This is a genomic window from Vagococcus salmoninarum (assembly GCF_003987495.1).
Lineage (GTDB): Bacteria > Bacillota > Bacilli > Lactobacillales > Vagococcaceae > Vagococcus_D > Vagococcus_D salmoninarum.
The window spans coordinates 73,623-89,303 of record NZ_NGJU01000002.1; the positions used below are offsets into that span (position 1 = coordinate 73,623).

A 15,681-nucleotide genomic window follows, 5' to 3' on the forward strand; every position below is an offset into this window, starting at 1 on the left:
GGTTCTAACGGGCAAAGCCTACTTGCTTTCCAAGTCTTTGGCTTTAAACGACCTTTATCACACCTTTTATAGCGGATTGACTTGGAAGGCTTGTGATTCTAAAACTGATAAAATCGCACTAGCTGTGTCTAATGAGGTAAATAAAGGAATCCCATGTTCCACTGATTCTCGGCGAATTAAGAAGCCATCAGAAGCGACTGCTCGTTTTTTATCCATTGTGTTTACAACGACTTGAGCTTCCCCTTGCCGAATCACATCTAGGACTGTCTCACCATTCTCGTGAGCAATCTTCGCTACTGACTTAGCTTGTAAGCCATTTTCATTTAAGAATTTTGCAGTTCCTTCAGTGGCAATTAAACTGTAACCAATCGCTTTGAAGCGACGGGCTAAAGCTAAGGCTTCATCTTTGGCTTCGTCAGCAATAGTGAAGAGGACCGAACCGTAAGTTGGTAAATGTAAACCACTAGCTTCAAAAGCTTTATAAAGGGCTTTGTTTAAGTTCACATCAGAACCCATAACTTCCCCTGTTGATTTCATTTCCGGCCCTAAGTAAGTGTCAACTTGTTGGAGCTTAGCAAAGGAGAAAACTGGGGCTTTCACATGGACCCCTTGAGCTTCTGGATAAAGCCCATCTTCGTAACCTAGTTCTTTTAAAGTTTTACCTAAAATCAGTTGCGTAGCAACTTGTGACATCGGAATCCCCGTAACTTTACTTAAAAAAGGCACCGTTCGGCTAGCTCGCGGGTTCACTTCAATCACATAGACTGTGTTGTTGTTAATCACGAATTGGACATTCATCATCCCTTTACAGTTTAAACCAATCGCGAGACGTTTCGTGTAATCAGCGATTGTTCTTTGGATTTCCGCTGATAGACGTTGTGGTGGATAAACTGCCATCGAATCACCTGAATGGACGCCAGCTCGTTCAATATGCTCCATAATCCCCGGAATTAAGACGTCCCTGCCATCGCTAATCGCATCAACTTCACATTCTAAGCCAACTAAGTAACTATCGACTAAGACTGGATGTTCTGGAGAGGCTTTAACTGCTTCAACCATGTAGCTTTCTAAATCTGCCTTGTTTTCGACAATCTCCATGGCACGACCACCTAAAACATAACTAGGCCTCACTAAGACTGGATAGCCAATTTTTTCTGCAATTAGCACAGCTTCTTCTTTACTAGTCGCGGTATCCCCTGGCGGCATCGGAATCTTTAATTCCGTTAAGGCTTGCTCGAATAAGTCCCGGTTTTCTGCCCGGTCTAAGTCTTCGATACTTGTCCCGATAATTTTGACTCCTCGTTTAGTTAATGGTTCTGCTAAGTTAATCGCCGTTTGACCACCGAACTGAACGATGACTCCCATTGGTTGCTCTAACTCGATGACGTTCATTACATCTTCTAACGTTAAAGGTTCAAAGTAAAGTTTATCTGAGACTGAAAAATCCGTTGAGACTGTTTCTGGGTTACTGTTCATAATAATCGCTTCATAGCCAAGTTCTTGGATTGCTTTCACAGAATGAACTGTCGCGTAGTCGAATTCAACTCCTTGACCAATTCTGATTGGCCCAGAACCTAAAACTAAGACTGAGGCTTTGTCAGTTCGAAGACTTTCATTTTCTTGCTCGTAAGTACTATAAAAATACGGTGTGGCTGATTCAAACTCCGCCGCACAAGTGTCGACCATTTTAAAGACTGGTTGTAACTTAATTTCTTTACGGAACTGGCTAATTTCTAATTCTGTTTGGTCCCACAGTTCAGCAACTTTTTTGTCGGTAAAGCCATTTTCTTTCGCTTCTTTTAAGATCTCTTGATCATTGATGTTTTCCCCTAAAGCTGTTTCTAATTCGATAATGTGAAGTAATTTATCTAAAAAGAGCAAGTCAATTTTCGTTAACTCTGCTAATTCTATGATTGAATAGCCCCGACGCAGAGCTTCTGTTAAGTAGAATAAGCGATCATCTTGAGCTTTAATGATTTTTTCCATTAAGACTTCTTCTGAGACGCTATTTAATTCTTTCAACTCCACATGATGAGCGCCAATTTCTAACGAGCGCACAGCTTTTAAGAGGGATTCTTCAATGTTCCGACCAATCGCCATGACTTCCCCAGTGGCTTTCATTTGGGTTCCTAATTTACGTTCGCCTTTTTCAAATTTATCAAAAGCCCAACGAGGAATTTTTGAGACGACGTAATCTAACGTTGGTTCAAATTCAGCGTAAGTGGTTTCTGTTACTGGATTTTTCATTTCATCTAAAGTTAAACCAACAGCAATCTTCGCTGCTAACTTCGCAATTGGGTAACCTGTGGCTTTACTCGCTAATGCTGAGGAGCGACTAACTCGAGGATTCACTTCAATCACGTAGTAATTAAAACTGTGAGGGTCTAGTGCCAGTTGGACGTTACAGCCCCCTTCAATTTTTAAGGCGCGAATAATTTTTAGTGAGGCATCTCGTAACATTTGATTTTCAATGTCCGATAAAGTTTGACTAGGGGCAAAGACGATTGAGTCCCCAGTATGAATTCCCACAGGATCAAAGTTTTCCATGTTACAAACAACAATCGCATTGTCAGCTGAATCACGCATGACTTCGTATTCGATTTCTTTGTAGCCGGCAATACTTTTTTCAATTAAACACTGGGTAGCTGGTGATAGTTTTAAACCATTACTAGCAATCTCGATTAATTCTGCCATCGTGTCGCACATGCCCCCACCAGTTCCCCCTAAAGTAAAGGCTGGTCGAACGATGATTGGAAAGCCAATTTCTTCAGCAAAGGTAACTGCGTCTTCAACGTTATTAACAATCACACTTTCAGGAATCGGTTGGTCTAGTTCTTCCATTAATTGTTTGAATAAGTCTCGATCTTCCGCTTGGTCAATGGCACTTAATTTAGTTCCTAATAATTCAATGTCTAACTCTGCTAAAATTCCTGATTGGGATAATTCCATTGCCATATTTAAACCTGTTTGGCCCCCAAGTGTTGGTAAAATCGCATCTGGCATTTCTTTTCTTAAAATTCGTGAAACAAATTCTAACGTAATCGGTTCGATATAAACTTTATCGGCAATTTCTTTATCCGTCATGATCGTTGCTGGATTTGAGTTAACTAAGATAACTTCATAGCCTTCTTCACGTAAGGCTAGACAGGCTTGAGTTCCTGCGTAATCAAATTCTGCGGCTTGGCCAATCACGATTGGACCTGAACCAATTACCATAATTCGTTTAATGTCAGTGCGTTTTGTCATTAGTTCTCCTCCTTAGCAGTCCAAGCATCCATCAAGTCCATGAATTCATCAAACAAATGAACACCATCATGGGGACCTGGGGCAGCATCTGGATGAAACTGAACGGTAAAGGCTGGATAATTCTTATGTCTTAAGCCTTCGACTGTGTTATCGTTAATTTCTTTATGGGTAACTAGTAGTAACTCATTGTCAATTGACTCTTCCGCCACAGCGTAACCGTGGTTTTGAGAAGTGAAATCAACTCGACCAGTGGCAATTTCGCGAACGGGATGGTTTAACCCTCGGTGACCAAAAGGCATTTTATAAGTCGCTGCCCCATTAGCTAAGGCGAATAATTGATGACCTAAGCAAATCCCAAAAATCGGTACTTTCCCTTGAATCCCTTGAATCATTGCAATGGCTTCAGGCACATCTTCTGGGTTACCAGGGCCATTACTTAACATCACTCCGTCTGGTTGTAAGTTTAAAATCGTTTCAGCACTCGTGTTGTATGGTAGGACTGTAATGTTACACTCTCTTTTACTTAATTCTCTTAAAATACTATGTTTCAAACCAAAGTCCACGACTACTACATTGCGACCAATTCCCGGACTCGGGTAAGCCTTCGTCGTTGAAACTTGCTCGACTTGATTCGTCGGTAAGACGGTAGCTCGCAATTGATCAAAGGCATGTTCTAAATCCGTTGTGACGTCGACAAAACTGCCTTTCATCGTACCAGCTGAGCGTAGTTTTTTTGTTAACATGCGTGTATCAATACCAGAGATGCCAGGAATGTTTTTACTTTTCAAAAATTGATCTAAAGTCATTTGGCTCCGCCAGTTTGAAGCTAGACGAGCATGTTCTTTGACAATGACTCCTTGACAAGTTGGTTCAATTGATTCAAAATCATCTCGGTTAATGCCGTAATTACCGACCATTGGGTAAGTAAAAGTGATGATTTGACCGTTGAAACTTTGATCGGTAATGGTTTCTTGGTAACCGGTCATCCCCGTTGTAAAAACAACTTCTCCCGTAATTGTTTTATCTGCTCCAAAAGCTTTGCCTTCAAAGACAGTACCGTCTTCTAGTATTAATAATCGTTTCATTTGCTATTCCCCTTCACTCCACGCGATTTGCCCATTTACTAAAGTTAAGATGGTTTGGCCTTTCACGGCTTTCCCAATAAATGGTGTGTTACTAGATTTCGATTGAAAGTCTTGACTGTCAATTTGGTAGCTCTCTGTGAGATTAAAGACTGCTATATCAGCTAAACCGCCGACTCTAATTTTTCCTGTTTGTAAACTAAAGATTTCCGCTGGTTTAATTGTCATCCACTCAATGACTTGCTCTAAAGTAAAGATGCCTTTTTCGACAAACTCCGTATACATTAAAGCAAAAGCTGTTTCACTCCCGACAATTCCGAAGGGTGAATCAACCATTGACTGATTTTTCTCCTGATGACTATGAGGGGCGTGGTCCGTCGCAATACAATCGATGGTGCCATCTAGTAGCCCATTGATTAACGCTTCCCGATCCGCAGTGCTTCTTAAAGGTGGGTTCATTTTAAAATTGCCATGGTCATGAGTAATGTCTTCTTCCGACATAATCAAGTGATGAGGGCAAACCTCACAGGTTACATGAACCCCAGCTTGCTTCGCCTCACGGATAATCCGGACACTTTCTTTCGTTGACAAGTGACAGACATGGTAATGAACCCCTGTTTCTTCTGCTAAGATTAAATCTCGAGCAATTTGTGATGATTCTGTGGCGCTCATAATCCCAGGTAATCCTAGTTTTTCAGAAACTTTCCCTCGGTGCATACAGCCACCGAATAATAAGGATTCATCTTCTGTATGAGCGACGATTGGTAAACCAACTTTAGCAGCTTCAGTCATCGCTAAGTACATTGTCCCCGCGGTTTGGACACCGACTCCATCATTAGTAAAAGCGAAGGCCCCTGCGGCTTTCATTCCAGCCATGTCAACTAAAGTTTCACTTTTTAACTCTTCGGTAATCGGAGCGTATTGTAAGACTTTGACGACTGCGTCTTTTTGAATAATTGCTTCAACCTCTTCAAAGCGGGCGACTGTATCTGGTACTGGGTTTAAGTTAGGCATAGCACAGACTGTTGTGTAGCCACCTCGGGCTGCTGCTTGACTGCCTGTTTCAATGGTTTCTTTATGAGTGAAACCTGGTTCTCTAAAATGGACGTGGACATCAACTAGACCAGGGGTAATTAAGCCCCCTTTAACATCAATAATTTTATCAAAAGTCGTTAAGTTAGTTGCTAAATCAACGCCGATTGCTTTAATGTTCATGCCTTCAATCCAAAGATCTGTTTCAATTAAGTCGTTATGGCGATCAATCATCTTGCCGTTTTTTACTAGTAAGTTCATCTTATGCCTTCCCTTCCAAAATCGCTTCTAATATTGCCATTCGCATGTAAACACCGTTACTCATTTGCGGAACGATCCGTGATTGCAGACTCTCTACTAACTCGTCTGCTAATTCGACATCCCGGTTAACTGGGGCAGGATGCATGATAATCGCTGAGGCTTTTAACTTTGCACCGCGAGCTATAGTTAAGCCGTATTCTTGATGATAGCTTTCTTTCGAAAAACTTTCAGAACCATCATGGCGTTCGTGTTGCACTCTTAACATCATCATGACATCGACTTCGCCGATTAAGTCATCTAGTGGTGCGTATGTACCATAGGCTTCATACTTGGGATCAAACCATTCTGCTGGGCCTGAAAAGTAAACATCAGCTCCTAAGCGTTTTAACATTTGCATGTTTGATTTCGCTACTCGTGAATGGGTAATGTCACCAACAATGGCGACTTTTAAATTTGTAAAGGTGCCAAACTCTTCATAAATGGTCATTAAATCTAATAAACATTGGGAAGGATGTTGGCCACTGCCATCACCGCCGTTAATGATTGAACTGCGAATTGTGTTACTTTGAATCAGTTGATGGTAGTAGTTTTCATCTTGGTGACGAATGACACACGCATCAACCCCAATAGCTGACATCGTTAAGACCGTGTCGTAAAGAGATTCACCTTTCGTCACTGAACTTGTGCTCGTATCAAACTCAATCACTTCAACGCCCAGTTTACGTTCGGCAACTTCAAAACTTTTATGGGTGCGAGTACTATTTTCAAAAAAGAGATTCGCGACGAAAAACTGCCGTTGGGGTTTTTGCCATTGGGCCCCTTGTTTAAATTGCTGGGCTCTTTTAATTAAACCCATGACTTCTTGGTCACTTAAAGCTTCTATTGTTAAGAGATGTTTTAAACTAACAATTTCATTAGTAACAATCATTGATTTCCTCTCCTTTTCCGAGCTGCTTGCAGTTAGGCTTTTTCACTTAACGCTTCTTGAGGTAAGACTAAGTTCATCACAATTCCAAACAAGGTAGCTAAGGCCATTCCTGATAAGGCGAAGGCGCCTGCTTCAAATTTCAAACCACCGATTCCCACAACTAAGATTACTGAAGCAATTAGTAAATTGCGTTTTTTATCTAAGTTAATTTGATTGTCAATTAAGATTTTCAAACCACTTGAAGCAATCACTCCAAAGAGGACGAAGCTAATCCCGCCAATGACAGGGTTAGGAATACTTTGGATAATCGCACTAATCTTACCAACGAAGGCCAGAATGATTGCTAACACCCCTGCGCCACCTAAAACTAAGACGCTGTGAACTCGAGTAATTGCTAAGACGCCGATATTTTCACCGTAACTAGTAACTGGCGGCCCACCGACAAAGCTGGCAACGATTTGAGCCAAACCATCACCGAACAAGGTTCTTGAAAGACCAGGTGATTCAAAGAAATTACGTTTGGTTAATTTATTTAAGACTGTTAAATGACCGATGTGTTCAGTCATTGTGACAAAGGCAATCGGTGCCATTGTTAAAATTGCCCCTAAGTGCAACTTCGGGGTGTAACTTAAGAAAGGCACTTGGAATTCAGGCATGGCAAAAAGTGGCGCCGCCTTGATTAACTCAGTATCAACGATACCAACTAGTAAGGCGACTAAGTAACCACCAACGATCCCTAGTAAGATCGGAATTAAACCGAGAAAACCTTTAAGATACATATTGAAGAAAACTGTTAAACCTAAGGTTACTAAGGCTACCATAATGTATTTAACACTATAATCTCCAGTCGGGGTGAACATGGCGTTTTGGGCCGCATTACCTGCTAAACCTAAACCGATGACCATGACAACAGGCCCAACGACGATTGGCGGTAATAAACGGTCAAGCCACTGAGAGCCGTTCCTTTTAATAAAGTAAGCCACTACTAAGTAAACCAAACCAGTTGTTAAAGCTCCTTGGGCAATAGCGGGATAACCTGCCCCTTCATCTGCCATTAACATTTGCATTGCCGTAATAAAAGCGAAGCTGCTACCTAAGTACGCTGGGATCTTGCCTTTTGTGACGATCATATAAACGATTGAGCCTAAACCGGAACTTAATAAGGCGATCCCAGGGTCAATTCCGACTAGCTTGGGAACTAAGACTGTTGCGCCAAACATCGTGAATAAGTGCTGTAAACTTAAACCAAACCACTGTAGGGCTGGTGGACGATCATTAATATCTAATACTGCATCGGGATTTCTAAATTTTTCTGTCATGAATTTCGCTCCTCTTTCTTAACTAAAAAACCCTCATGTCTACTTTCGACATGAGGGTTTCACTAAATTTCCCTAAAAGAGCTTAGTTTTCAGCTCTCCTAGGTCAGATTAATGCTCTTCTCAGTCTCTCTGGACTCAATTAAAAAGCGCTATTTAATTTTCTTTTAAAATGCTGATCCGGTCTGTTTTATCAAACTCAACCATTTCAACAACAACTTCTTCTTTAGCCGATGTCGGTAAGTTTTTACCAACAAAATCCGCTCTGATCGGCAACTCTCGGTGGCCTCGGTCAACTAGAACAGCTAAAGAAATTTTTTGTGGTCGCCCAAAATCCATGACTGCATCAAGAGCAGCCCGAATTGTTCGACCGGTATATAAGACATCATCAACTAAAATCACATGTTTGCCTTCAACAGAAAAGGGAATCCTTGAAGCTGACAAATCTGGTTCAACCCCTTTAGCCTGGCCTTTATCATCGCGGTATAAAGTAATATCTAGTTCACCAACTGGTAACTCTAAATCTTCTAATTGTTTCATTCGTTCAGCGATTCGTTGGGCGATATAAATCCCACGGGTTTTAATCCCAATTAAGACAACATCTTGAACCCCTTTATTGCGTTCAATGATTTCGTAAGTGATCCGGGTTAAAATACGTTTCATCGTGACACTGTCGATAACTTCTTTTTCAATCATAGTGATGCTCCTCTCAGACTATTATAGTAGACTAACAACGATTACTAAGGAAAGGAATGGGAAGAAACAAAAAGCTCCTGCCTTCAATAAAAAGGCAGGAGCACAATGTCTCATCTCAGGATAGCTTCGACTAATAAAAGCATTACTAGTTTCACTATCAGCCTTTTTAGCCTCTCTGGACTAACTTTAAAGGTAACGTGTTATTCAATTTACTTCTTACATAGTTTAACCTGTCTACTAACAAATTGCAACTATTTTTCTAATGTTTCTAAAGTTTCAGCAAACAAGGTTGGAATCGGCACTTCAAAGAACATTTCTTCCCCAGTTGTTGGGTGAGTAAAGCCTAAGGTTTGAGCGTGTAAAAATTGCCCTTTCCCTTCTAGGGTTTTACGTGGTCCATAAGTTGGATCACCAGCTAATGGGAATTTAATGTACTGCATGTGAACGCGAATTTGATGAGTCCGACCAGTTTCAAGTTGACACTCAACTAAAGTAAAGTCTTTATAGTTTTCAAGCACTCTAAAGTGGGTCACAGCATGTTTGCCACCTTCTAGCACAGCTTGAGATTTACGATCGACTTTTGAACGGCCAATTGGCGCGTCAACGGTGCCTTTCTCATGAGGAATTTCGCCATGTACTAAGGCGATGTACTTCCGAGTGGCCGTTTTATCTTTTAATTGTTCGCTTAATGACTCATGGGCTTGATCGTTTTTAGCGACCATTAATAAACCTGACGTGTCTTTATCAATTCGGTGGACAATTCCTGGACGAATGACGTCATTGATACTTGATAAATTTTTGACATGGTACAATAAGGCATTGACTAGTGTGCCATTTGGGTGTCCAGCTGAAGGGTGAACGACCATTCCTTGAGGTTTGTTAATCACAACCACATCATCATCTTCATAAATGATTTCTAGCGGAATATTTTCAGCTTCAACAGTCATTTCAACTGGGGCAATGCGGGTAATTTCAACAACGTCACCAGCTTTAACTTTATAGTTAGCTTGAGCAACATCATCATTAACAAGAACTAAATCATTTTTTAACCATGTTTGAATTTGCGAGCGTGAATGCTCTGGAAATTTGCTAACAATCGCTTTATCTAAACGACCTGTTTCATCTGTGATAACCATATTTAACTTTTCTAACATTTTATTTCACCTTATTTAATCTTTCATCGAGGATTATGTATATAAAGACGCAGCCTACACCGAATGTTAATGCCATATCAGCTACGTTAAAAATTGGAAAATTAAAGAATTCGACTTGAAACATATCAACCACATAGCCTAAGCGTAGTCGATCGATAAAGTTACCTAAGGCACCACCTAAAATCAAGGCGAGGCCAATTGTTAACCACTTGCTTTCATGACGATGTTGGTATAAGAAATACAACACAACGATACAAGTAATTGTCGTAACAATGTAAAAGAACCACAGCCGGCCTTCTAAAATACTCCAAGCGGCCCCTTCATTATGGATTTGCGTCAAGGAAAGGACTGGATTATGAAAAATCGTTTCACCTAAAGCCACATTATTAACAATCCACCATTTAACTAATTGGTCAACACCGACAGCTATTGCAGCAATGACTAAATAAACAATCATCACAACGCTCCTTTTCTTTCATAATATTTCTCAAAAACATCTCGAGGGCGGATAATACCAATTAAGTTACCATTCGGGTTCCCATCTTTTGTAATTAAGATAGTTTCAATCAGCGGGTCTTTTAAAAAGACTTCCAGGGCTTGGTAAGTCATCGTCTGCTCATCTACAAAGCGATAATTATGACGTTTGCGGTCACTAGCTAAGACATCGGCGACTTTTTTCCCTTGAATTTCGATCACATTTTTGTGATCTTGGGAAGCCATCCAAATCCCTAACCCGTGGGCAGTAATCAAGCCTAAAAATTTCCCTTGTTCATAAATCGGGAATTGGGAGTAGCCTTTTTCGGCAATAATCGATAAAATATCACTCAAATTGACATTTTTATCAAAACCCGTCACCGTTTTTTGAAAGCGCGGAATGACGTACTCAGGTTTGATTAAATCAGCTTCGATTGTTTTTAAACGTGAAATCACCCATTCATTTGGTTCCGCAATAATAAAATCTGGAGAAATCCGATCATGTACGATGGCATTTCGTAATTGGGCGATTTCTAACAAATCGTCTTGGTATTTTCTGACTAGTAAATCCGAGCGTTTACTTAACCGACGAACGAGTTCACTAAATCCCATACTTCCTGGCTGATCCATTTCATCACGCAGCCATTTTTCGACTCGATTGAAAGTTGCCAAAAAATCATTGCCTTGAGCACCCACTACTCCTGCTCCTCAATCACATAAAATTTTGGTGCCATCACAGCAACAAAACCAACATAGATGATTAAAATTCCCACGCCTAAGACCCATGATCTAAAAATCAGCGGTAAAATAAAAATTAAAGTAAACAAAGACATATACAATTTCAAAATATTCGGATTAATTTTAATTTGTAATTCCTTACTCTCAGCATTATTTTCCAATGAATAAATTTCGCTTTTTAAAAATGAAAATTTCCCTTGAATGGTTGTTTCTTCAGTTATTTCAAACTCTTTAGACCCATCATGGTTTAACAAAAATGCTTGTTGGCCATTTTTCAAAATTTTTAAAGGACTTCCCATACCAAAAAAGCCAGTTTTACGCGTTAATTTTACTTTCATGATTTTCACCTTTTCTTTTCAACAATTAATCTTTTCATACTTACCTATAATAACAGTAAAAGCAAAAAAATGCCAAGAAGATTCGCAAAAAGCTTTCTTCTAGACATTAAGTACCTTAGATTTTTTTACGATTAAATGGTAAATCACGGACTAGTTCATTTTTTAGCGATTTCGGATAATAAATAAATAAGCGACCAATTATAAACCCACATTTATACACTAGAAAAACAGCTTGCTTCATTTTGCCACGTCCTCGCTTGTAATTACTTATAGTATAGCTTATCTTAGTTTTGAAAAGTAATCTTTTCGTCTTTTTTAACATCTTTTTATTATATTTGTAACATATTTAATATAACTAATAGAATAGTCTGACTATTAGTGATTCTTCCCTTTATTTTTAGCGACTCATTAAATAATTAATTAATACTAAGATTTATCTTTGTCCAGAGTTTGACCTTTGGACAAATAATACTTATAATGAGTTTAGACTTTATTTTAGTGATGGGGGAATGTAAAATGACTGATGGCGTAGTAAAGTGGTTTGATACTAAAAAAGGTTACGGATTTATTACTTACAATGAAACCGAGGAAATCTTTGTTCATTTTACAGGAATCGAAGGTGACGGTTTTAAAACACTGAAAGATAACCAACCCGTTCGTTTTGAAATTAAAGAAGGTCATCGTGGTTTACAAGCAACAGCCGTTTCGGCTTTAGAAGAATAATAAAAAAAGTGTCTGCTAATTTAGCAGGCACTTTTTAAATACTGACAATTTTACCTTGAAAGGCTGTTTGGTCTTCTAGTGTTGCAATAAAGGCTGTCATAGTTTTTGGATTCATTAAAAAAGATCGCTCTTCTTCTTTCAATTCCTCAAAACCAACCACACTGAAAGTTAAACCGTATGCGCCGATTGACACTTTTTCAATCGCCTCTACTGGAAAAATCAGACTATTCTTTTTTAAAATTGCTTGACAGACTAAGAATTCATCATTAATCAGGAACTCTCGGCGACTTGCTGCCCAGACTAAGAAACAAAATAGTCCAAACAAGCCTATGGTTAAGAAACTAAGTCCCATTTGTTCTAAAATTGAGGTTATCATTAAAAAGAAAACCCCTGAGGTCAGAGACCAATAAATAATACTTGTAGCTACTTCTGGTTGCCATCTATAAACTTTTTGTTGTTTTTTTATCGTCACTGTTATACCTCACAAACTTTATGGTAATATATCTCTATACTACCATATCTCATGTAAAATAAAAAATATTAGTCGTTGGAGGTTACCATGTTAAAAATTTATATTGATGCTGCCACAAAAGGCAATCCTGGACCAAGCGGTTGCGGTGTATTAATAACTGGTGATGGTCTATATCAACAATTAAGTTTTCCACTCAGCATCTTAACTAACCATCAAGCTGAGTTTGCCGCCTTAGAATGTGCATTAACCGAAGCACTTGCGCAAAATTTACAAAATCAATCAATTTTTTTATACACGGATAGTCAAGTCGTAGCGCAAGTCATTGATCAAAACACTACAAGCAATCTTGCCTTTCACCCTTATTTATTACGAATTCAAGACTTACTTAAACACTTTCAACTAGTTATCATTCAATGGATTCCTGAAAAGGATAACCGGGGAGCAGACAATTTAGCTCGCCAAGGTCTCCAAAAAGCATTAAAAAACGCGTAAACCTCTGTCATAGCGACTAGTTTACGCGTTTTATTATTTCTCCCTAACTAATTGGGCTAATAGATCAATTAAACCAGCATCATCGTTGAAAGGATGAATATAGTTAAATTCTTTACCACCATTTTCCATAAAGTATGTCCGATTCTCATCTTCGATTTCTTCAATTGTTTCGATACAATCTGACACAAAGCCTGGGGTAATGACTAAGACTTTTTCAACCCCTTGACTTGGTAAAGCCATTAAGGTTTTGTCTAAAGCTGGTGTTAACCACTCAGCTGGGCCAAATTTCGACTGATAAGTCATCATCCAAGGGATATCCAATGATAGTTTCTCAAAGATGGCATCTGTGGTGGCTTGGCACTGGGCTTGGTAAGGGTCACCTTTTTCGACATAACTAACAGGAATCCCATGATAAGATAACACTAAGCGATCTGGTTGATACTTTGCCACGCCTTCTTTGATTTGCTTAACTAATAAATCAATGTATAAAGGATGGTCTGTAAATTCCCGAATCAAATGCAAACTAGGCATGTTTTCTTGTTTTAAGTAATGACGGAAAACCGCATCATTAATTGAAGCGGTCGTTGTCGTGGAATATTGAGGATACAAAGGAATTACTGTGATATCTTCAACCCCCTCTGCTTCCATCGCTTTTAACGATTCAGCGATGGTCGGCTGACTATAAGCCATGCCAAACTTAACCGAATAATCTGGAAAGCGATCTTGAAGCTGCTCTGCTTGAGACTTCGTATAGACTAATAAAGGTGATCCTTCTTTCGTCCAAATTTCTTTATATAACGCAGCCGATTTTTTCGGACGGGTATTTAAAATAATGCCATGTAACACTGGTAACCAAATCATACGATGAGTATCAATTACCCGATGATCCCCTAAAAATTGTTTCAAATAAGCTCTAACTTCTTTCTTTTCAGGCTTATCTGGTGTTCCGATATTAGCAATTAAGATGCCTTTTTTCTTAGCCAAAAAAACTCCCTCTTTTCTAAGAAATTCAATAACTTATCATAGTATAACAAAAGCCTTCCAGACTTCCTAGTCAATATTGGCTCATCGTATACATTAAATGAAAATCAAGCTATAATAACATAAAGACTTCCCGATTAGGAGGAATAACAATGAATTTATCTAGAGAAACCCGACAGAAACATTTACGTATTATGACTGAAACCCCTCTCGACCTTTTAGTTATTGGTGGTGGGATAACTGGGGCTGGTATTACTATTGATGGCATTAGTCGTGGTCTCGGTGTCGCTTTAATTGAGATGGGGGATTTTGCTTCTGGGGCAACTTCGGCTTCCCATAAACTGCTTAGAGGCGAAATTAGTACAAATAACGGCGAGCGCAAAGGATTACTAGAAAATGCTCCCCACTTAACGAAAGCCATTAAAGTATTGACGCCGATTTTTAAACAACAAGAACTTTCTTTATTAAAATCCGCTGTCGCTTTGAAAGCTTACGATTTTTTGAGCCAAACTGACAAAGATTTAGCTTTTTTCACTTTGAATCGTTCTGAAACCCTTAAACGTGAACCTTTATTAAAAAAAGAAAACTTAAAGTCAAGTAGCATCTACACCGAGTATCGAACGAACGACAGTCGTTTAACTTTAGAAATCATCAAAAAAGCCGTTGATTTTGGGGCCTATGTTGCCAATTACACGAAAGTCGTTAAATTTTTATATAACCACCAAACAGGTAAAATTATTGGCGTTCGAGCTATCGACGGTCTAACTGGTGAAGAAATTGCCATTTATGCTAAACGAGTCGTCAATGCTACTGGTAGCTGGTCTGGAGAATTGTCACGTTTAGACAAAGGAACGCCTTTGCCAAATCCTTCACTTAAGGAACAACACTATATCGTTTTATCAGCTAAGGCTTTGCCAGTAACAAACGCTCTTAACTTTCTTTCTGAAATAACTGATCAGTCTTACTTCGTGATTCCCGTTGGTGATAAAATTTATGTTGGTCCCCATGTCACATCATTAAATCAGCAAACTTTAGCTCAACAACAACTTCTCGATGCCTTGAATGACTTTTTTACAATGCCCCCAATAGAGTTAAAGTCGATTGAAAGTTCTTGGACTGAACCTTCAGTCCAAGACAGTCCTTCTGATAGCTACTCTTTAAGTAGGTCTGGCCTAATTAGTGTGACTTTGACTGAACTTTATACATACCGTCTACAAAGTAAACTAGTTGTCGACCGACTATTACGCTCCATCTGTAAAGAATACCACCGCCTCTTTATTAAGTGTCGGACAAAAAACCTCAGTGTGGCAGGTGGTGATGTTGGTGGTTCAACAGGCTTCCACCGTTATCAAAAAGAATTTATCCGCATTGGTGTTGAAAAATTTCACCTGTCCCACGGTCACGCTAGTTTGCTAGTTAACCGTTACGGATCTAACGTTATTGATCTTTATGCTTATTTATTAAATGTCCCACCTCATACGAATTTAGCCGATCTTGATTACGTCATGCTTCGCTATGCTCTTGAAGCAGAAATGTGTCTGCATCCTTTAGATTTTCTAAAGCGACGAACTGACTATTTTTACTTCAACAAAGAACAGGCGATTGCCATTGCGGATCATGTGATTGATGAGATGGCAAAATATTATCAATGGTCAAAAATTTATCATGAACAAATAATTACCGAAACGTGGCTAGCACTTGCTAATTGAAAAAACTGGGACTTAGTGACGGTGATCCGTTACTAAGTC

16 protein-coding genes are annotated in these 15,681 nt (G+C 39.3%); 3 read left to right on the forward strand and 13 right to left on the reverse strand.

Going from position 1 to position 15,681, the window contains the following annotated elements; genetic code table 11:
* Positions 1-66: 66 nt before the first annotated feature.
* The 11 genes from carB to CBF35_RS15060 all read right to left on the reverse strand — a co-directional run bounded on the left by carB (position 67) and on the right by CBF35_RS15060 (position 11,506).
* Positions 67-3,246 carry a carbamoyl-phosphate synthase large subunit gene (carB, locus tag CBF35_RS02030; protein WP_126778214.1) on the reverse strand — a complete coding sequence of 1,060 codons (3,180 nt, stop codon included), beginning with the start codon at positions 3,244-3,246 and terminating at the stop codon, positions 67-69.
* Positions 3,246-4,331, reverse strand: a complete 1,086-nt coding sequence (locus CBF35_RS02035; protein WP_126778215.1) for a carbamoyl phosphate synthase small subunit — start codon at positions 4,329-4,331, stop codon at positions 3,246-3,248. The genes carB and CBF35_RS02035 overlap by 1 nt, the downstream gene beginning before the upstream one ends.
* 3 nt (positions 4,332-4,334) lie before the next feature.
* A complete protein-coding gene (locus CBF35_RS02040) occupies positions 4,335-5,621 on the reverse strand; it encodes a dihydroorotase (protein WP_126778216.1) in 1,287 nt (428 codons plus the stop codon).
* 1 nt (position 5,622) lies between these two features.
* Positions 5,623-6,549, reverse strand: a complete 927-nt coding sequence (locus tag CBF35_RS02045; protein WP_126778217.1) for an aspartate carbamoyltransferase catalytic subunit — start codon at positions 6,547-6,549, stop codon at positions 5,623-5,625.
* 32 nt (positions 6,550-6,581) lie between these two features.
* On the reverse strand, positions 6,582-7,868 hold the full coding sequence (locus tag CBF35_RS02050) for a solute carrier family 23 protein (protein ID WP_126778218.1): 1,287 nt from the start codon (positions 7,866-7,868) through the stop codon (positions 6,582-6,584).
* A 153-nt stretch (positions 7,869-8,021) separates the two neighbouring features.
* Positions 8,022-8,561, reverse strand: a complete 540-nt coding sequence (pyrR, locus tag CBF35_RS02055) for a bifunctional pyr operon transcriptional regulator/uracil phosphoribosyltransferase PyrR (protein ID WP_126778219.1) — start codon at positions 8,559-8,561, stop codon at positions 8,022-8,024.
* A 251-nt stretch (positions 8,562-8,812) separates the two neighbouring features.
* Positions 8,813-9,715: an RluA family pseudouridine synthase gene (locus CBF35_RS02060; protein WP_126778220.1), complete on the reverse strand. Its 903-nt coding sequence runs from the start codon at positions 9,713-9,715 to the stop codon at positions 8,813-8,815.
* A 1-nt stretch (position 9,716) separates the two neighbouring features.
* Complete coding sequence (gene lspA / locus CBF35_RS02065) at positions 9,717-10,175, reverse strand: signal peptidase II (RefSeq protein WP_126778221.1); 459 nt, start codon at positions 10,173-10,175, stop codon at positions 9,717-9,719.
* Entirely contained in the window at positions 10,172-10,885 is a 714-nt protein-coding gene (locus tag CBF35_RS02070; RefSeq protein ID WP_126778222.1) for a CBS domain-containing protein, read from the reverse strand. Before CBF35_RS02070 ends, lspA begins: the two co-directional genes overlap by 4 nt.
* A complete protein-coding gene (locus CBF35_RS02075) occupies positions 10,885-11,265 on the reverse strand; it encodes a hypothetical protein (RefSeq protein WP_126778223.1) in 381 nt (126 codons plus the stop codon). The genes CBF35_RS02070 and CBF35_RS02075 overlap by 1 nt, the downstream gene beginning before the upstream one ends.
* A gap of 115 nt (positions 11,266-11,380) precedes the next feature.
* The gene (locus CBF35_RS15060) at positions 11,381-11,506 is read right to left on the reverse strand and encodes a hypothetical protein (RefSeq protein ID WP_265586431.1); all 126 of its coding nucleotides are present in this window, start codon (positions 11,504-11,506) and stop codon (positions 11,381-11,383) included.
* A 275-nt stretch (positions 11,507-11,781) separates the two neighbouring features.
* On the opposite strand from CBF35_RS15060, the gene CBF35_RS02080 reads away from it, so the two are divergent.
* Entirely contained in the window at positions 11,782-11,988 is a 207-nt protein-coding gene (locus CBF35_RS02080; protein ID WP_126778224.1) for a cold-shock protein, read from the forward strand.
* A 34-nt stretch (positions 11,989-12,022) separates the two neighbouring features.
* On the opposite strand, the gene CBF35_RS02085 is transcribed toward CBF35_RS02080, so the two are convergent.
* Complete coding sequence (locus CBF35_RS02085; protein WP_126778225.1) at positions 12,023-12,460, reverse strand: EbsA family protein; 438 nt, start codon at positions 12,458-12,460, stop codon at positions 12,023-12,025.
* Positions 12,461-12,547: 87 nt separating this feature from the next.
* Between CBF35_RS02085 and CBF35_RS02090 the strand changes: the two genes are divergently transcribed.
* On the forward strand, positions 12,548-12,952 hold the full coding sequence (locus CBF35_RS02090) for a ribonuclease HI family protein (protein ID WP_126778226.1): 405 nt from the start codon (positions 12,548-12,550) through the stop codon (positions 12,950-12,952).
* 33 nt (positions 12,953-12,985) lie between these two features.
* On the opposite strand, the gene hemH is transcribed toward CBF35_RS02090, so the two are convergent.
* A complete protein-coding gene (gene hemH, locus CBF35_RS02095; protein WP_126778227.1) occupies positions 12,986-13,936 on the reverse strand; it encodes a ferrochelatase in 951 nt (316 codons plus the stop codon).
* A 149-nt stretch (positions 13,937-14,085) separates the two neighbouring features.
* Here hemH and CBF35_RS02100 point away from each other — a divergent pair, with 149 nt between their 5' ends.
* Positions 14,086-15,642: a glycerol-3-phosphate dehydrogenase/oxidase gene (locus CBF35_RS02100; protein ID WP_126778228.1), complete on the forward strand. Its 1,557-nt coding sequence runs from the start codon at positions 14,086-14,088 to the stop codon at positions 15,640-15,642.
* Positions 15,643-15,681: the final 39 nt, after the last annotated feature.